The 19,004-nt window shown below is 59.7% G+C and carries 15 protein-coding genes and 1 pseudogene; 6 read left to right on the forward strand and 10 right to left on the reverse strand.

Annotated elements, in window-relative coordinates:
• The first annotated feature begins 14 nt into the window (after positions 1 to 14).
• Positions 15 to 1,415 (forward strand): MFS transporter, encoded by a 1,401-nt coding sequence (locus WM40_RS19205; protein WP_024904381.1) that lies wholly within the window; start codon positions 15 to 17, stop codon positions 1,413 to 1,415.
• A gap of 90 nt (positions 1,416 to 1,505) precedes the next feature.
• Here the strand turns inward: WM40_RS19205 and WM40_RS19210 are convergent, their stop codons facing one another.
• From WM40_RS19210 to WM40_RS19230, 5 genes are all read right to left on the reverse strand, one after another.
• Complete coding sequence (locus WM40_RS19210) at positions 1,506 to 3,314, reverse strand: putative bifunctional diguanylate cyclase/phosphodiesterase (RefSeq protein WP_052738414.1); 1,809 nt, start codon at positions 3,312 to 3,314, stop codon at positions 1,506 to 1,508.
• A 113-nt stretch (positions 3,315 to 3,427) separates the two neighbouring features.
• Positions 3,428 to 3,952, reverse strand: a complete 525-nt coding sequence (locus tag WM40_RS31575; protein WP_046153666.1) for a PAS domain-containing protein — start codon at positions 3,950 to 3,952, stop codon at positions 3,428 to 3,430.
• Positions 3,942 to 4,436: a group III truncated hemoglobin gene (locus WM40_RS31580; protein WP_052738415.1), complete on the reverse strand. Its 495-nt coding sequence runs from the start codon at positions 4,434 to 4,436 to the stop codon at positions 3,942 to 3,944. Before WM40_RS31580 ends, WM40_RS31575 begins: the two co-directional genes overlap by 11 nt.
• Before the next feature lie 424 nt (positions 4,437 to 4,860).
• On the reverse strand, positions 4,861 to 5,550 hold the full coding sequence (locus tag WM40_RS28905; RefSeq protein ID WP_082102982.1) for an SH3 domain-containing protein: 690 nt from the start codon (positions 5,548 to 5,550) through the stop codon (positions 4,861 to 4,863).
• 291 nt (positions 5,551 to 5,841) lie between these two features.
• Complete coding sequence (locus WM40_RS19230) at positions 5,842 to 7,461, reverse strand: glycosyltransferase family 39 protein (RefSeq protein WP_236693597.1); 1,620 nt, start codon at positions 7,459 to 7,461, stop codon at positions 5,842 to 5,844.
• An 869-nt stretch (positions 7,462 to 8,330) separates the two neighbouring features.
• Here WM40_RS19230 and WM40_RS19240 point away from each other — a divergent pair.
• A complete protein-coding gene (locus WM40_RS19240; RefSeq protein WP_036011230.1) occupies positions 8,331 to 8,900 on the forward strand; it encodes a TetR/AcrR family transcriptional regulator in 570 nt (189 codons plus the stop codon).
• 258 nt (positions 8,901 to 9,158) lie between these two features.
• On the opposite strand, the gene alaC is transcribed toward WM40_RS19240, so the two are convergent.
• The 5 genes from alaC to cbiE form a co-directional block, all read right to left on the reverse strand.
• Positions 9,159 to 10,370, reverse strand: coding sequence for an alanine transaminase (alaC, locus tag WM40_RS19245; protein ID WP_046153669.1), 1,212 nt, complete (start codon positions 10,368 to 10,370; stop codon positions 9,159 to 9,161).
• A 211-nt stretch (positions 10,371 to 10,581) separates the two neighbouring features.
• Positions 10,582 to 11,316: a precorrin-4 C(11)-methyltransferase gene (gene cobM, locus WM40_RS19250; protein WP_024904388.1), complete on the reverse strand. Its 735-nt coding sequence runs from the start codon at positions 11,314 to 11,316 to the stop codon at positions 10,582 to 10,584.
• Positions 11,317 to 11,326: 10 nt separating this feature from the next.
• Complete coding sequence (locus tag WM40_RS19255) at positions 11,327 to 12,241, reverse strand: precorrin-6A/cobalt-precorrin-6A reductase (RefSeq protein ID WP_236693598.1); 915 nt, start codon at positions 12,239 to 12,241, stop codon at positions 11,327 to 11,329.
• Positions 12,228 to 13,496: a cobalt-precorrin-5B (C(1))-methyltransferase gene (locus tag WM40_RS19260; RefSeq protein WP_024904390.1), complete on the reverse strand. Its 1,269-nt coding sequence runs from the start codon at positions 13,494 to 13,496 to the stop codon at positions 12,228 to 12,230. Before WM40_RS19260 ends, WM40_RS19255 begins: the two co-directional genes overlap by 14 nt.
• Positions 13,486 to 14,937, reverse strand: coding sequence for a precorrin-6y C5,15-methyltransferase (decarboxylating) subunit CbiE (cbiE, locus tag WM40_RS19265; RefSeq protein WP_236693599.1), 1,452 nt, complete (start codon positions 14,935 to 14,937; stop codon positions 13,486 to 13,488). The genes WM40_RS19260 and cbiE overlap by 11 nt, the downstream gene beginning before the upstream one ends.
• Before the next feature lie 236 nt (positions 14,938 to 15,173).
• Between cbiE and WM40_RS19270 the strand changes: the two genes are divergently transcribed.
• The 4 genes and pseudogenes from WM40_RS19270 to WM40_RS19285 all read left to right on the forward strand — a co-directional run.
• Entirely contained in the window at positions 15,174 to 16,883 is a 1,710-nt protein-coding gene (locus WM40_RS19270) for a hypothetical protein (protein ID WP_046153670.1), read from the forward strand.
• A 2-nt stretch (positions 16,884 to 16,885) separates the two neighbouring features.
• A complete protein-coding gene (locus WM40_RS19275) occupies positions 16,886 to 17,512 on the forward strand; it encodes a precorrin-8X methylmutase (protein ID WP_024904394.1) in 627 nt (208 codons plus the stop codon).
• On the forward strand, positions 17,513 to 18,271 hold the full coding sequence (locus WM40_RS19280) for a precorrin-2 C(20)-methyltransferase (RefSeq protein ID WP_024904395.1): 759 nt from the start codon (positions 17,513 to 17,515) through the stop codon (positions 18,269 to 18,271). It begins immediately after the preceding gene.
• Positions 18,268 to 19,004: pseudogene (locus tag WM40_RS19285) on the forward strand (cobalt-precorrin 5A hydrolase); the annotation flags it as partial. The gene WM40_RS19280 and the pseudogene WM40_RS19285, both read left to right, overlap by 4 nt.

A 19,004-nucleotide genomic window follows, 5' to 3' on the forward strand; every position in this document is an offset into this window, starting at 1 on the left:
CCGCTTCGATGCTCATGCGTGCCATACCCCGGGAATTTCTCGCTCCACTGATTGTCGCTTGCGCGATGTTCATGGAATCCATGGATGCCAATGTCATCGCCACGTCGTTGCCGGCGATGGCACGCGACTTCCACCGCGATCCGGTCGTCCTGCAAATCGGGGTCATTGCCTATGTGGTCGGCCTTGGCATCTTCATTCCGATATGCGGATGGGTGGCTGACCGCTTCGGCGCGCTGCGCGTCTTCCAGGCCGCCATTGGGGTCTTTGTCGCGGGATCGCTGCTCTGCGCGGCATCGATGTCACTGCCTTATTTCGTCGTCGCGCGCTTTGTCCAGGGCATCGGCGGCGCCATGATGGTTCCGGTGGGGCGTATCATCATTTTTCGGGCGGTGCCTCGCGCTGACTTCGTTCGGGCAATGAACTACCTCAGCATTCCTGCTTTGCTGGGACCCGCGGCCGGCCCCGTGTTGGGAGGATTCATCACCACCTACTTGCATTGGCGCCTGATTTTCGGGATCAACGTCCCCGTCGGCATTGCCGGCATCTGGCTGGCACAGCGCTTCATAAAGAACTCCCGGGAACCGCATCCGGGTCCATTGGACTGGATCGGTTTTGCTTTATCCGCCGGGGGTGGCGCAACCTTCCTGCTTGGCATCTCGGTGCTGGGTGGCGGGCTGGTCTCTTTCGGCACCGCCTGGCTGCTGATCGCCATCGGCGCGGCGCTGGCGGGTTTGTATGTTTTGTATGCCTTCAATGTCGAAAAACCGCTACTACACTTGCGCTTTCTGTCGATTCCGACTTTCCAGGCGAGCGTTGCCGGAGGCTCCTTGTTTCGCATGGGCTTGGGCGCCCTTCCCATCCTTTTGCCGCTGTCATTGCAAACGGGGCTCGGGATGTCCGCATTTGCGTCAGGCTCGATCACCTGCGCCTCCGCGTTCGGCTCCTTTGTGGTGAAATGGCTGGCACCAGCCACGTTACGCCGTTGGGGTTTTCGCACGGTATTGATGTACAACGCCGCGTTCTCCGCTGGCGCGATTGCGATCTGCGGCGCATTCATTCCTGGCATACCCGTATGGGCAATCTGGCTGATCGTGTTATTTTGCGGCTTTTTTCCGTCGCTTCAGTTCACCAGCCTGAATTCATTGGCCTATTCGGATATCCCTACCCGTGATATCGGACGTGCAACAAGCCTCGCCAGCTTCGTGCAACAGATGTCATTGGGTCTCGGCGTGGCGCTCGCCGCAGTGGTATTACATCTCACGCGCTACGTGCAAGGTCACGAAACCCTGACATGGACGGACTTCTGGCCTGCCTTCGTCACAATCGGATGTTTGTCGCTCGGGTCGATTCCCATCACTCGACGCATGCCGCCCGAAGCCGGCGCGGAGATCGCCGGCCGTGGCACATCGCATTAAGCGATGCCCCTCCATCGGGTGATCGGGAACGATCGCACCCGGTTTTACCACGTCGACGGCATATGACCGTGGCAAGACGCCGCCTCTCCCTCAGTGCGTCGGAAAGGCGTTCCGCGAAAGCCGCGGGTCCGCACCGGGCCACGCTCTACGTGTGCCACGTACCCCAAGGCCGAGCATCTCACTGATAACTGGAAGTGCAACAGGCTCACTGAACAAAAAGCCCTGCAACTCGGTACAGCCCTCGATCGCAAGTAGACGACGCTGCGCATCGGTCTCAACGCCTTCGCCGACCGCCAGGATTCCCAGTTCCGAACAAAGTCGTGTCACGGCCCGGACGATGGCGTTTGATTTCACATCCTGACCTAACTTTTGAACAAATAGCTGATCGATCTTGATCCGCGAGAACGGCAGGGATTGCAGCAGGCTCAACGCTGAATAGCCCGTGCCGAAGTCGTCCATTACCACACCCACTCCCAAAGCACGCAATGCGTTCAGAATGGCGCTTGCATGCCCGGTATGCGCAATCAGTGCGGTTTCCGTCAACTCGATCTCCAGACGCTCAGGCCGCAATCCGGTACGCTTCAGCACGTCAGAGACAAAGTCAGCGAAATGGCTATCTTGTAATTGCACGGCGGAGACATTGACGCAGACGCGAATGTCGGCGGGCCATTGCATCGCGTCGCTACACGCTCGTTCGAGGACCCAACTGCCGAGTGCATGCATCAAGCCGATCTCTTCGGCTACGGGAATGAACTCGGACGGAGTAATGGCGCCATACGGATAGGCATCCCATCTCAAAAGTGCTTCACACGCGTTCACTTGACCGGACACCGCATCCACCAACGGCTGATAGAACAGTTTGAAATGCCCTTCGCTGACAGCATGATGCAGATGCCGTTCCAGTTGCCGACGAATTTCCAACGGGTCCTGCATCCCTGCCTGGTATACCCGGAAGCCGTTCCGGCCGTTACGTTTCGCTTGATAAAGGGCTATGTCGGCGCATCGTAGCAAGGCATCAGGATCGTCGAGCGGCAAATTCGCGTTACCGTCCACGGAAAAACGGGTCGTATCGTGTTCGACGTGCAGATGCTCACTGATCACAATGCCGATACTGACACCCACTTGCAATCTATCGCCCGCAATCTGAAAAGGCTGCGTCAGTGCATCCAGGCAGCGTTGCGCGAGCGCGATCGTATGCGCTTCGTTTGCCGCACGGCTTGCGCCAAATCGCGGTGCCTGGATGATGGCGAATTCATCACCGCCGAGGCGCGTCAGGACGTCGTTTTCGTCAAGCAGTGCACGTAGGCGTTCGGCGACCGCTTTCAGCAAGCAATCGCCAACATGATGTCCATAGGAATCGTTGACCGGTTTGAAATTGTCAAGATCGAGGTACAACAAGGAGAATCGGGGAACGGCGGCATCGAGATCGGCCGCAAGCGTAAGTGCGGATGGGCTGGCCAAGTCCTGAATATGCGCATAAAAACGGGTCCGGTTCGGTAGCCCGGTCAACGCGTCATGGTGCGCGAGGAAAGCGATGTGCCGTTGCGCGGCGCGCTGCGCCGTGACATCTTCGATCGTACAGAGCCAGCCTCCCTGTTGCGATGCGCCGTCGGAGGTACCCGGCATGGTTCGCAGGGAAATCAACAACTGCCGCTCCCGATACCGCCATTCGAATGGATTCATCGGCGCCACCGCACGCAACGCCCTGTCCCATGCGGCCGTCCCCGTGCTCTGCGACTCTCCCGTGACATCGTCAAACCCGGCTCGTGCCACGGACAGCAGTTGTTGGGCAATCAAGCGCAGCCTGCGGCGCAATGGCAAGGCAGCGCCGTTGTCGACGGTAAGCGAGCGCAAATATCTCGAAAATTCGCCGACATCGCTGTCCGATGACAACGGCATGACGCCGTCCCTGACCTCGCAAAGTTGGCGTAATACCCTTAATGCACGCACGCCTGGTCGGATATCTTGTTCAGAAAGCATAAGCAGCGCCGGAAACCGCGCGTTGCAAAGCACTACCCGCCAGATGGGCCAATCAGGCAAACCCCTTGCGGAATATGCGACAGGGCGAGATCGAGATTCCGGCGAGCAAGTTCGATGGATTGCGCGGCCGCGCGTTGCTCGGTGCGATCGCGCGTCACCTTTGCAAACCCACACAGCGTGCCATCGTCATCACGGATTGCGTCAATGACCACATGCGCCCAGAATCGACTGCCATCCTTGCGCAGCCGCCATCCTTCCGACTCGAACTTCCCGGTATCGCGAGCTATTTCCAGTTCATGCTCCGGCAATCCCGCGACACGATCTTCGTCAATATAAAAGCACGAGAAATGACGGCCAACCGCTTCCTGCTCAAGGTATCCCTTCGTACGTTGCGCCCCCGTATTCCAATTACTGACAACACCATTAATGTCGACCATGTAGATCGCGCAGTCGGATACGCTACGTACTAACAGGCGAAAATGATGTTCCTGGCCACGCAGCACCTCGTGCACGGCCTTGTCATGCAACGGGTTTTGCTCTTGCGGATTATTTTGCATCGTCGCCCGGCTCCGGCAAAAACGCGCGTAACGCCGTGATGCGGGCACTGGCCGAAACCTTGCTCGTCGATGTCGATCCGACATCGGTGCCTGTACCTGATCTGACCTGCGGTAGCGGCGCGCGGGCGAGTTGGAGACTACGCGCCATTCGTTGTGCCGCATCGACGAAACGGTCAGCCGACGCGGGCGGACACACCTCGCGCGCGGTGCACTCGAACAACGCCAACCAGCGGTGGAAATGCTCGGGACCAATGGGTAGCGGCCCGTGACGTTGCATCGGACTGCCCGAATACGCACCCGTCGAGAGCATCACGGATGCCCAGAACTGACCAATACGCACCAAGTGAGCAGGCCAGTCTTCAACATGTCTATTGAACACGGGGCCGAGCACGGCATCTTCGCGAGCACGCGCGTAGAAGACACCGACGAGTCGATCAATCATTGCCGCGTCAATTTGCGTGACCTGTTCGTCTTCTGCCGCCATGGGAGCAGCGTGCTCGGTCATTGAGGACTGAGGCGAATCATCTGTCGGATTCGAATCAGGCCGCATTGCGGTGTCTCGTGTCATCGTAGATAGGCTGCCGACGATACACGCGGCAACGTTGTCAGGACGGGCTAGTCTCAAGGCCTACGTCAAACAGGGGGATGCCTTCTCTCACCCTGATTGGTGTGAATTGTGCCCCAACGCGACGCTATCTTGCCAGAGATTCCACCGTTGCGTCATCGAGTACGTTCGAAATTGTAGAAAATTCAAGCAAAAAAAAACCCGCTCACGAAGAGCGGGCTGAATCCATATCGGTTGAGACATGGAGGAGACAATTTAAGTATAAACCCGTAAGGGTTCAAACTGCAAATCCTTCCGACGTCTTTTAGATATTTGTGGCAAGAAAAAAACTTCCCGACCTGCCTCAACCATGCGGGGGACCAGGGGGACCACGATGGTCATCACCATCACCATGTGGCCGCTCAGGCGGATGGCCGCCTTGGGGAGGTCCGCCGCGTGGATCCGAGCGGGGGCCTTGCCCAGGCCCGCCATGGAACCCATCCCGTTGCGGTTGCGGTTGCGGCGGACCACCGTGCCATTCAGGACGGGGGCCGGGCGGAGGACCACCGTGCCATCCAGGCGGTGGGGGCGGAGGACCGATGTGCTCCCATCGGCCCCGCTCGCCATACCAAGGTTGCGCGCGATAGTGCTCGCCCCAGTACGTTCCGAACGAGAAGCCGATGATCGGCAAGCCGATGCGAGGCCCATACGTCAGCAGTGGTACCGGAGTACCTTGGTAGGCATAGTTGATATTCCCGCCATACACCCATCCACGCAATCCCGGCAAGGAAACATCGCACCAGGAATACCCTGCCACGCAACCCAGCACGGTCATCGGTGTACCGCCTTGCAATTGCGCGACAGCAGGATATTCCTGCGATGGCCCCGCGCGGACGATCGCCGGCGCATTCGTATAAGCCGGCGCGGACTGCGCATGCGCGAAAGGGGTCACGCAAGCGAGCAATGCGATACCGCCAAACCTGGCCAATACACGACGCGGCGCTTGCTTCGCGTCGAGCGAGGGGGGGACGCTGATGTCCGTTCTTTTAGTCATGATCTCTCCTGCTGTCGCCAGCACTTTCCTGCCAGGACCTTCCTGGCATCCGGATCACACACGCTGAAGGTGGAATCCTTGGATATCATTACATCCGAAGCGACCGTTTGCATCTGTGCGGATTTGTGTCGGCACGTTACATCCGCAATATAAGTGCCTCGCGTTACCTGCAACGGGATATAGGGGGGCAAACAGTTGCGCGAGCGCCCGGAGAGAACGCATCGGCACGCAAATGAGAATACGCGGGCAGCGTCATGCGGGTCATTTCGATGGTGGACTTTTTTCGACGATCTATTTTTCCACGATCACGCGCCACGGATCTTGCGCAATCACTTTCATCGGCAGATGCGCGGCCTTGAAGGAGGCATAGACATCGGGTGGCATCAAAGCCAGTGCGTGCGCGTCGTGATACCACCGGGCGGTGAACGCAGCGTCGGTAGGCACCCACTTCGATGGTTCCTGCGCCACGCCGAAGGCCAGCTCATCAGCGTCCCGGACCATGATCATCGTGTGACCGATGTAGAACGGGAACGTGTGATCCAGCTTATGGACCGAATAAAAGGGCGTATCAGCCGGCAACGAAGCCAACGCGGCCTTGACGGCAGGGGCCAGCAAAACACCGGACCGCAGGCGCCCGAATACCTCATGCCCGGTACCGGCCACCGTGACCAACACACACCACCCGGCAACAAACGACAACACCGATGCCGTCATTGAACGTCGAGACAGCAGCCACGCGCCTATCGTCCCGACAAGCCCACAACCGATTGCTACCCAGACCCAATTCGTATAGGCCACATACAAGGCATTCGGCGTGTCGTCGGACCCCATCGTTCGGAGGTACACGCCAGCGGCAACCAGCCCGATGACCAGGACCACCACATAGAAGATCATATGCCGACGCCAACCACGTGGTGACAGCGTTGGCAAAACCCGCCCTAACAACAAAGCCAGAGCCGGCGCCACTGGAAGCACGTAAGACGGCAGCTTCGAATGCGATGCACTGAAGAAAGCGAAAATGAATACCGCCCACACCAGCAACATCAACGTGGGCGAAAACCGATTTGCCTCACGCGGCGCACGGAATACATCCCGGACTGACGCCGGCAACAACGTCAACCACGGCAGCATCCCGACCATCAGCACAGGCACGAAGTAGTAAAGCGGGCCAGGCCGGTTTTGTTCCGGCGTCAGATAGCGCTGGAATTGCTGGACAACGAAGAAAAAATGAAAGAACTCGGGATTGTCGCGTTGTACAAGATAGAACCACGGTGCGCAGATGATCACGAAGACCAGCAAGCCTGACGGCAGGTGTATCCGCAGGAAAATCCGCCAATCGCGCGCCACTACCATGTATACGATCAGGACCGCGCCTGGGATCATGATGCCGATCAGGCCTTTCGATAACATCGCCATGGCCATTCCGCCCCACGACAACCACATCCAGCCGCGTCGCCCCGCCCTCGTCAGGGTGTCCCGCTGGGCCAACAGTAACGCACACAAGGTGACCGTCATCCAGAAAGACAGCCCCATGTCCAGCGCGTTGAAATGACCCATCAAATACCAATATGGCGTGGCCACCATCACTACGGCGGCACTCCAGCCTGCAAGCGCACCGAACAACCGTGCCCCGGTGTACCCGACGACCACGATGCCGGCGAAACCGGTCAGCGCGGTGTAGAACCGCGCCTGCCATTCACCGATACCGAACAACGCGAACGTCAATGCGTTTGCCCACGTCTGCAGCGGTGGCTTCTCAAAATACTTGTAGCCGTTGTAACGCGGCGTGATCCAGTCGCCCGTAACAAACATCTCTCTCGCCATCTCGGCGTACCGGCCTTCGTCCGTTGGAATCAAATGGCGCATCCCTAATGGGACGAACCAGATCAGTACGAGTGCGATCAGCAGCATCAGCACGGCACCGCGAGAGAGTGGCGGACGGAGAGACAAATTCGCTTGCATATCACCAGGAGAGTAACGGATCGCGTGAATGGGTGGCGTGTGTCTGCGGATCGAGGGCCGTACCAGGCGTGGGACGCTACGGACTTACGCAATACAATCGATCGCGGCGAAAGCAGGCGCAACCTCGTGTTGCCCTGGTTTGCACACCATCACTACGATATCAGACGCGCCCCCCCTGATCGCGGCAATGCACCACGTCCAGCGCACGACCGATACACTGTCGGAACGCGCCGTCATACCTCGCCTGCGTCGATGCCCCCGGCGCGCATCATACCCCATCCCCATTCAGTACCGACGCATCTACCCTTTCCTCATGAATGTCACGATCGTCTCACATGCGACGCTTGCACATGGTCTATGCGGACTTGGGCAAGAAACATCCATGGCAACGCAAAACGGTAGTGTTCCTTTGCTTGCCCCGGAAACCGGGCGTTGCACGCTTTTTGATATCCATTTCGATATTTATCCAGAAAACACCATGCATTTGCTAACTATTCAGATACTGAATAAGAATAGCCTTATCTGTAAACGGACGATCGTCCCACATGTCGAAATGGAAAGATCGGGTTTATTACGTTCAATCCTATATAGGTTTCGTCATACGTAAGCGATTATTACGAAGTACATCGCTCGGTAACATCGACCGAAAAAAGATAGCGCGATGGATTTATTTTGGTGCGACGACAAATATGGCCTGGTCCATTCAGAAAATGTGGCGAGAACCCCGCACATCGTATGCGAAATAACAGTCGTTGATGATTCACAAATCACATTTGAATCGTATAATGGAACCAAACAGACAGTTGGGTTCTGAGATCATGGATAAGCGCCAACAAATACTCGATACCGCCACAATGCTTTTTGGCCGCCACGGCTTCCACGCGGTGGGCGTCGATTGGATCATCGCCAAATCGAACGTATCGAAAATGACAATGTACCGATATTTCCCGTCCAAGGGCGATCTCGTCGTGGAAGTACTTCGCTTTCAGCAAAGAGTATTGGCTGACCAGCTGAATGCCGATATCAGTGATGCGGGCAGCCCGATGGAAGCGTTGGAACGGGTATTTGACTGGCACACCCGATGGTTCGGCAGCGAATGCTTTTCTGGTAGCCTGTTTGCGCATGCGGCGTCCGAATTTGCCGACAAGGGCACGCAGATTCATACGGTTACGGTAGCGCAAAAGCATGAACTGACAGCCACCATAGAGAAGATCCTTACCGACATCACCGGCGAATCACGGGCAAGCGCCCTCGCACCGATTATTGTGATGATGCTCGACGGCGCAACGCTGCAAGCGCAATTGACAGGCCGACTGAATGCGGCCAGTGATGCATGGAAAGCGACAAAATCGCTCGTAAGCGCGGACGCAATGGCTATGGCGGCCTGATTATTCTCCCCGCGTCACACCGGATAGGAAAAAGAAACGGCACTTGCCCAATTGGGCGAGTGCCGTTTCTTTTTTCCGGTTGCTTAATTACTGAATGCCTGTCGCCACACAGAACCGTCTCAAGACAATACCAAAAATCGATCTCGTCTATTGCCAAACGATCTTTTTATCAGATTAAGCACAGTGCATTGACTGAAATTTGTCGCGACGAAATTGACCTGATTGACACGAATGATGCGGATGCAAACTGTATCTTTTTCAAGAATACGGGTTTTCCGCAATTTCCGATTTCAGCATGCCGCGAATGCCGCGGATCGCCTGACGAATACGTGACTCATTTTCAATAAGAGCGAATCGGACATAGTCATCGCCATAATCACCGAAACCAACACCAGGCGACACGCAAACCTTCGCCTTTTCAAGCAATAATGTCGCGAATGCCAGCGAACCCATCGCGCGATAAGTCTCGGGAATCGGTGCCCAGACATACATGGACGCTTTCGGCTTTTCGACAGGCCATCCCGCTTCGATCAATCCCTTCACCAGCACATCACGCCGTCGTTGATATTGCGCCGCAATCTCTTTGACGCACTGCTGGTCGCCCTCCAATGCCGCGATGGCGGCAACCTGCAATGGCGTGAAGGTACCGTAGTCGTGATAGCTCTTGATCCGCGCCAGCGCCGCAACCAACTCGGGATTCCCCACCATGAAACCTATCCGCCAGCCCGCCATGTTGTAGCTCTTCGATAATGTGAAGAACTCGACCGCGATATCCTTCGCGCCAGGCACCTGCATGATCGATGGCGCCTTCCAACCATCAAACACGATGTCGGCGTAAGCCAGATCATGCACGACAAAAATGTCATGCTTACGGGCCAGCGCCACCACACGCTCAAAAAAATCCCTTTCAACACACTGCGCGGTCGGATTGGACGGGAAGCCCAGGATCATCATCTTCGGCTTCGGGTAACTGCCACGAATCGCCTTTTCCAATTCCTCGAAAAAATCGATCCCCGGTGCCATCGGGACCGATCGGATGTCCGCGCCCGCGATCACGGCACCGTAGATATGAATCGGATAACTCGGATCAGGCACCAATACCGTGTCACCGCGATCCAACGTCGCCAGCATCAGGTGAGCAAGCCCTTCTTTAGAGCCAATGGTGACAATAGCTTCACTATCCGGATCGATGTCGACATCGTATCGATCCCGATACCAATGCGCGATCGCCCTGCGCAGTCGCGGAATACCCTTCGATGAAGAATAACCATGCGTGTCCGGTCGACGCGCCACCTCCGCCAGTTTTTCGACGATATGCGGCGGCGTGGGGCCGTCCGGATTGCCCATGCTTAAATCGATGATGTCTTCCCCACGCCGTCGGGCCGCGAGTTTTAGCTCCGCCGGGATGTTGAATACGTACGGGGGAAGGCGATCGATGCGTGCAAAGCGACGCTTGCCGACTGTCGACATTGTTTGGTTCCTTTACGTAAGCGCCCGGAACCGTCCGAGCGACGCGGCGAGCCACGATGCCACGCATGCACGGTACCCCGCGACACGCCAGGGTAAATAGTACTGAATAGTCGATCAGATAAGCAAGAAATTCTTTAGCCTGCCTAGGAAAAAAGCAAGATTACACATAAATAAAAAATAGTAAGTTATTGAAAGTACTTTTTATTATCAGTCACGATCGCGAGTCAGCGCTATAGAGCGTTGAATCGGTAAAATCTACTGAATTGAGTACTTTTCCTACCACGATGAGTGCGGTGCGCTGCATTGCCTCAGTGGGTGTCTGCGCGACAATGTCGATCAAAGTTCCTCGCACGATCTGTTGATCTGGCCAACTGGCACGGTAGACGATCGCAATCGGACAGCCCGCACCGTAATGGGGCATCAGGATTTCGACGATTTCCGCGAGATGTCGGACCCCCAGGTGAATGGCAAGGGTGGCGCGGTGCCGCGCCAAAGCATCGAGCGTCTCGCCTTCCGGCATCGCCGTCTTGCGCGCGTAACGGGTCAGGATCACGGTTTGAGAGATGCCCGGCAGGGTCAACTCGGTACCGAGCGCGGCAGCACTCGCCGCTGTCGCGGTCACGCCGGGAATAATCTCCCAATCGATGCCCAATCGATCCAGGCGCCGGATTTGTTCACCAATCGCACCGTACAGAGATGGATCGCCGGAATGCACGCGGGCGACGTTTTCTCCGCGGGCGTGTGCGGATTGCAGCACCGCGATGATCTCGTCTAGCGACAGCGGCGCACTGTCAACGACCGTATGGGCCTGGTGCCCATCTAGCACCGCGGCCGGCACGAGAGAGCCTGCATAGAGGATAACGGGGCACATGCGAATCAGGCGCTGCCCCTTGACCGTCACCAGTTCGGGGTCGCCAGGACCGGCTCCAATAAAATAAATCGTCATGAATGGCAGCTTATGTTAACGTGGACAGTGCTTGCAGCACCGCTTCAGCATCATGGAACAAACGTATCGGACATGATGCAAGCGATACCGTGTGATACACCTCGCGATGTTGCGCCGATGAATACGCTATATCCAGGATCCCCTCGTGGGCTTCGCTGCTCTCGCATGCACGCGCTGCCCAAGCGGGTGCCGGACGGCGTCGCATGATAACGGGCAAGCCGAATTCCCGCGCCACCTGTAATTTTGCGTCAGTCGCATCGCCACCGCTGTTTTTACTGACGATGACATCCACGCCCAGCGTGTGGATCAGGGTCCGCTCCGATGCCAATGTAAAAGGGCCTCTTGCGGCCAACAGCGACATCGCTGCGCCCGGAGGAAATGGCGGCACCGCGTCGGCATGACGCGCCGCGGTCTGCGGGAGACATCGCACGTACCAATGCTGGCCAGGGGCGGCGCTCCTGATATGTGCCAAGGGTTCGCGGCCGACCGTCCATAAAGGGCGGCGAAAAGGGCGCAGTGCGGTCAGCGTCTGTGCCCAATCCGCCACGTCGATCCATCGATCGCCCTCCGTCGGTGCCCACGGAGGACGTTCGAGCCGCCAATAGGGTATACGGCATGTGCCAGAAGCAGCCACGGCATTCGTACTGATTCGCGCGGCATAGGGATGGGTCGCATCCACCACGAGACCAAATTCGCCATCGCCCAGTGTTCGCGCCAATCCTTCAGCCCCTCCGAAGCCCCCTTCCCGCACTAGGCAAGGCAAGTCAGGAGGCGACGCACCCAGGCCGGCGACGCTATATACATCCGCTTCACGCAAGTGTCGTGCTATGGCCAGTGCGTCGCCCGTGCCGCCGAGCAGCAGGATTCGAGGCAGGTGAGAGAAAGCCGAGGCCCGCGGCGGCGGCATGGCGTCAACGGTCGGCATGCATATCCTCGCTGGCTTGGCCAATCACCTCGCCCCGTCGATCGATGGCAATCACGTCGAGCGCGACGCGCTGTGCGCCAATCACCTCGCGCACGTACGCCAGCGCCTTGCGGCAGACAATGTCGCCAAGCGCGATACCGGCGGCGTGCGCGATTGCATGGGCTTCCAAGCTGGTGTTGGCGTTGAGAATGGCAGCCTGTACCGCGGCGACGCGGGACGGCGCTGCAATCGACGCGTCCTCTCCCTCGCACATACCAAGCGCGGCCCCGCTCCATTGCGCGAGACGCCCTAAATCAACCGAGGATTGCTTGCTATGTAAATCCAGATGCCCGGCGGCGAGTTTGCTGAACTTGCCGAAACCGCCAACCAGGCTCAAACGATGCAACGGCGCGGCACCGATTGACTGGATTCCTGGCCTGTCAGGCAGCGGCAGGACCACCGCATCGGCTTGCCCTGTACGCCGGATATGCTTCAGGACCGCCCCAGCAAAGTCGCCCATTTCTATCAACGCCATATCGGGCAAACCGTAACGTTCGCGGGCAACCCACTCGCTGGTGTTGCCGGTGCACGCCGCCAGGTGGATTTGCCCGTTCGCCCGTGCGACATCGATTCCCTGATGAATTGAGGCGATGTACGCTGCGCACGAAAACGGCCGAACAATGCCCGTCGTGCCGAGAATCGACAAGCCACCCAGGATGCCAAGCCGCGGATTCATCGTCTTCAGGGCAATGTCGGCTCCCCCCTCCACACCCACCTGGACCACGAAACCACCCGGATAGCCATGCTGCGCGGCAACGCGATCAAGATGCGTGCGAATCATCATGCGAGGTACGGGATTGATAGCCGGTTCCCCGATCGGCAAAGCCAGTCCCGCCCGCGTTACCGTACCGACGCCAGGGCCCGCCTCGAAGCGTACGCCTTCAGTGGCGCACAGGCTGAGCGATACGAACACCACCGCGCCGTGCGTGACGTCCGGGTCGTCGCCGGCGTCCTTGACGACGCCCGCGATGGCTGTTCTCCGTACCGTTGTCGTGGCATCGTCCACGAATCGGCAATATGCAATAGGTATCGTGACGGTCTGCCCTTTTGGCAACGTGATCTCCACGCCGTCGGGGCCGTCATGCATGTCCTTGCCGGAAAATAACGCGCATGCGGCCGCGCAGGCCGCGGCCGTCGCGCAACTACCAGTGGTCAGGCCTGTACGTAACGGCTGCTTGCCACCGTCAGCCGATTCCTCGTCGGGTTCAAGACGCATGATTCGCGGCCTCCCCCGGACAGTCGTTCAGCGTATCGCCCCCCTTGCACGATTCGATCCTGTCGCACGGAGACGTGGTCGACGATACCTCGTTGTCTGCGATGCCATCGGATGCGGTGGACGTATCGATGCCTGCATCGGCGTGCCCTTTCGTATAGGCCCAGATCGTCAACGGCAAGGCACCACGCCAAACGTCGAAGCCCCCTAGCGGTGCCGCATGCGATACCGTCAATCGGATCAATTCACCGCCATGGCGCGCATGCCAATCCACTAGAAGGGATTCGCTTTGCAATGTCACCGCGTTCGCCACGAGACGGCCGCCAGGGCGTAACGCCCGCCAGCACCGTGGCAATACGCCGGGGGCCGTCACGCCACCGCCTATAAAGATTGCATCCGGTTGCGGCAGCCCTTCGAGCGCCTCGGGAGCACTTCCTGGAATGACGCGCAGCCCGGGCACGCCGAAGCGATCGCGGTTGCGGACGATCAAGGCCTGGCGCGAAGCGTTCGCTTCGATCGCGATCGCCTGGCAGCGCCGATGCGCGCGCATCCATTCGATGCCGATTGAACCACTCCCGGCTCCCACGTCCCACAGCACTTCGCCTGGGCGCGGAGCCAGATGCGCCAACGTCACCGCGCGCTGCTCGCGCTTTGTCAACTGGCCATCATGCGTGAACAGGTCGTCAGGCAGGCCAGGGGTCAGCCCCCAGGTGATCGGTACAGAGGACATCGATGCGTCGATGTCCCCGGGCATACTGCTGATACCGATGCAGTGTATGCCGATGACGTTCAACGCATCGACCCGCGCGCTGTCCGATGCCCCCCATGTATCAGCCCGCACTGAAAACAGGTATTCACCCGGGCCACCAAGGCGATTGCAGACCGTCATGACGCTCGCGCCGAAGCCCCGTGCGGTCAGTAATCCTGCCACCGCCTGCGGCGTGGTGGCGTCGGCACTGAGCACGATCAGACGTTCACCGGCATACAGCGCCGCGTTCAGGGACGCCAGCGGCCGACCGACCAACGACAACGTCGCCACCACATCAAGGGGCCAGCGCAACCGTGCCGCGGCCAGTGCGATCGACGAAACGCCAGGCCAGATCGTATAACTCTCGGCAGGGAATTCGCGGGAAATGGCGGCACCCACACCAAACCACATCGGGTCGCCCGATGCCAGCGCAACAACCGGCTGCCCATGTAAAGCGTGAAGCGGTGTCAGCGAAAAAGGGCTTGGCCACGCGACGCCGCGGGCTTGCAGGCGCGCTGGCAGCAGCGCCAGGTGGCGCCCCGCGCCAACGATATGCCGGGCCGCCCATAGCGCGCGTCGTGGTGCCCGGTCCAGCCCGGCATAGCCGCTCTCCCCGATTCCCACTACTGTCAACCACATTGCCGTCACGGGCGCCCCTTCTGCTGGCTTGTCATCACGCATCTTCATCGATGACATTGTAATGCGCGTTGTCCCCCGCGCGGCGGTGCGGGCATGCGGACTGACAGGATGTCGCGGCTGTGCGCAACGCACTGCGTATAATAGAAGCTGTTGCAGCCTCGCCGGACAAGCGGCCTGCCTGCCCGTTTTTTCCTGCGATGCCACCCGTCTTGCGCCCTATCCCAGCCCCTTCGCCGCCTGTACCCTCATCGCTCGCGCCGCTGCCACCGCGGGCGGATGCGTGCCCGGGCCTCATGCGCATCGCGCCTGCGCGCGATGGAGGTATTTGCCGGGTCCGTTTGCCCGGCGGTGTGCTGTCCGCCGCGCAAGCGCGCGTGCTCGCGGCCGCCAGCCGCATTTTCGGCAACGGCATCATCGAATTGACGAATCGGGCGAACGTACAATTGCGCGGCATCGGTGGCACCCCCGGCTTGCCCGACTTGCAGGACGCGCCAGCGGCATTAGTGACGATGCTGACGGATAGTGGCCTAGGCCCAAGGCCAAGCGTCACCCCATCCGGCACGCCGGAAGATCTCACATTGGCCGCGACTCGCATAGCGGACCTGGATGCGGTCAGGAACATCCTGATCAGTCCCACGGCCGGAACCGACCCGCAGAGCGTGATTGATACGCGACCACTGCTCAAGGCGTCGCTAGACCACTTGGCGCGCGCGATCGCCTCGGCGCACCACCACGCCGGTCAGGACAGAGATGATCCCCGGAAACCTTTGGTAGCGGCGTGCGATGAAACGCCGCACCCGATCACGGATGACGTCGCACGCGCACCGCTATCAACGAAATTCGCGATTCAGATCGATGGGGGTGAGGCGTTGTCGGTGCTCGGCCATCACCACGATATCTGGCTCTGCGCGCTGGACCCCCGTTACGCGTTGCAGCGATCAATGGAATGGCCCGGCGATACGGACACCGAGACTGCACGGACCGGTCATTGGTTCGCTTTCGGCCTCGCCTCGGCGATTCCTTGCGTATTCGATGACAGTAACACTATAAATGCCGCCGTCGGTACGGACGTCTCGACCGCGCCCGTCACGCCACCATCCGGGCATGACACCGCGACGCCATTGACACCCGTGACGACAGACGCTGGCGACTGTCCGCTTGGGTTGGTCGCGGCGCATGATGTGCCTGCGTTGATTGAAGCGTTGGTCGTATACTTCCTCCGGCAGCGGGCGTCGGGAAAAGCCCGGGACGCCGAGGGCCGCATGGCCGGTCGCCTGAGGGACCTGCTGCCGCGACACGAGATCGGCGCGAGACGTGTTTTCGTCGATGCGGCATTGTCTACCACCACGCTCAAGACCGTGCGCCCGGTCTGGCTGTCGCAATGGCGCCGCCCTCGACCGGCGCCCGATGCGGCGCGCCGCATCGGGCTGCTTCCGCAACGCACCGACATACCAATCGATCACGCGGTAACTTCCATGCTTGGCTTACCGGCGCTCGGTGTCCACGCCGCACTCGGTCGCTTGACGCCACACCAACTGGACACCCTGGCCGCGCTGAGCGACCACATCGGTGACGGAACGTTGCGCGTGACTCCCTGGCAAGGGATCTTGCTACCCAACGTGCGCGCTAGCGAACACGAGCTTGCGTCGACCCTGGAAACCTTGCACGACGTAGAGGTGATCGTCGATCACGCCGCATCGATCACACGGCTGCACGCGTGTGCCGGCAGCACCGGCTGCGCGAAAGGTCATGCCGATACAAAGCGCGACGCAGTGCAACTGGCAATGCGGCTATCCGGACGCGTGCCACAGGTGAGCATCCATGTCAGCGGCTGCGAGCGGCGATGCGCCTCTGCGGTCACACGGCGATTTACATTGGTTGCGACGGCCCCGGGCCGCTATGCGTTGCATGCAAGCAGTGGCAGGGAGCGCGGCGAAGTATTACAGTGCGCGGACGTCGACATCGACGGTGCCGCCGACCGTATTTTGAAAGAGACTGCCTGACCATGACCGATTACCAGCGCAACGGGGACGAGATTTATCGTCAATCGTTCGCGACGATACGCGCCGAGACCGACCTGAGCGCGATTCCCGCTGATCTGCAAAAACTCGCGGTGCGTGTGATTCATGCATGCGGCATGATTGACATCGCAGCGGATCTGCTATTTTCCGCGGGAGCGGGCAACGCGGGACGACAGGCATTGGCAAACGGCGCACCCATCCTCTGCGACGCCCAGATGGTGGCGCATGGGGTCACGCGCTCCCGCCTGCCGGCGGACAACGCCGTCATCTGTACGCTGAACGATCCGCGCGTGCCCGAATTGGCCCGCGAAATGTGCAATACCCGTTCGGCCGCCGCGCTGGAATTGTGGCGTGACCATCTCGCCGGCAGCGTCGTGGCCATCGGCAACGCGCCCACGGCGTTGTTTCACCTTCTGGACATGCTGGACGCAGGCGCGCCTCGTCCAGCACTGATTCTGGGATTTCCGGTAGGTTTCATCGGCGCGGCGGAGTCGAAGGCGATGTTGGCCGCCGACAGCCGGGGCATCCCGTTCGTCGCGCTGCAAGGCCGGCGCGGCGGCAGTGCTATGGTGGCCGCCGCGGTCAATGCATTGGCGACGGAGCACGAGTGAATGACCATCCCCGCTATCTCGTCCGCCACTGGCCGTCGCGGCACGCTGATTGGTCTCGGCGTCGGACCGGGCGATCCGGAGTTGATCACCGTCAAGGCGTTACGCTTGCTGCGCGCAGCGCCAGTAGTGGCGTATTTTATTGCAAAGGGTAAAACCGGAAATGCCTTCGGCATCATCGCATCGCACCTGGAGGCAGGACAGATCCGGTTGCCGCTCGTCTATCCGGTGACAACGGAAGCGCTGCCACCGCCACTACGTTATGAAGACGTCATCACCGCGTTCTATGACGAATCGGCCATGCTGCTGAGAACCTATCTGGATGCCGGGCAGGATGTTGCCGTCATTTGCGAGGGGGACCCTTTTTTCTACGGCTCCTATATGTATTTGCATGACCGTCTCTGTGGAGACTACGCGACCGATGTGGTGCCCGGTGTCTGTTCCATGCTCGGGGGCGCGGCCATGCTCGGCCTCCCGCTGGTCTATCGCAACCAGACGCTGACCGTCCTGTCCGGTGTGTTGCCGGCCGAGGAACTGTCCGCACGCCTGACCACCGCCGACGCCGCCGTAATCATGAAACTGGGCCGCAACTTCGACAAGGTGCGGGGCGTGCTCAGAACGCTCGGTCTGGACAAGCGCGCACACTACATCGAGCGCGCGACGATGGCGCAGCAGCGCATCGTACCGATCGACGACGTCGACCCGATGGCATCTCCCTATTTCTCGTTACTCGTGGTTCCGGGCAAGAAATGGCAGGCATGAATCCCTCCTCATCCGCCCCCGAAAACGTAACGCCGGCGATTATCGTACTCGGCACCAGCGCCTTGCCCGCCGCGCGCCGCATTCTGGATACCTTGCCGGGCGCCACATTACATGTGCTGCGCAAGCGTTTTGATCTGCAAGACATCGGGGAAATCGGTGCCCGGGCGATTCCCATCGATAATCTCGGCGCGCATTTGAGGCACTGCTACACCAACGGCACGCCCCTGATTGCATTGTGCGCGGCCGGCATTGTCATCCGCTGCCTGGCGCCGGTCATCGGCACCAGCGCTAAAACGGACGAGCCGGCCGTGTTGGCGGTAGCGGAAGACGGCGGCGCTGTCGTCCCGTTATTGGGTGGGCTAAGCGGCGCAAACGACTTGGCCAGGCGCGTCGCCGCGACCTTTGCCTGCACGCCGGCGATCACGACGAGCGGCGAACTGCGTTTCGGCCGCTGCCTGCTCAGCCCGCCCCCAGGCTATGCGCTCGCGGATATCGACGCCGGCAAGCGCTTTGTATCGGATCTGCTCGCTGGCGCCCCCGCGTGTATCGACGGCATCGCGCCTTGGCTCGACGACCTGGGCTTACCGCATGTCACCGCGTCAGAAGCGTTATCGACGCATGTCACATCGCCGCTTCTTGCATCACGCACCGAAGGCGTAGCGCAAGAAGACGGCGCCGGTCACGTCAGGACGATCCGCATCGGCATCGAGCGTAGTGCGCCCGCAGGCACGTT

The sequence above is a fragment of the Robbsia andropogonis genome (assembly GCF_000970345.1).
GTDB lineage: Bacteria > Pseudomonadota > Gammaproteobacteria > Burkholderiales > Burkholderiaceae > Robbsia > Robbsia andropogonis.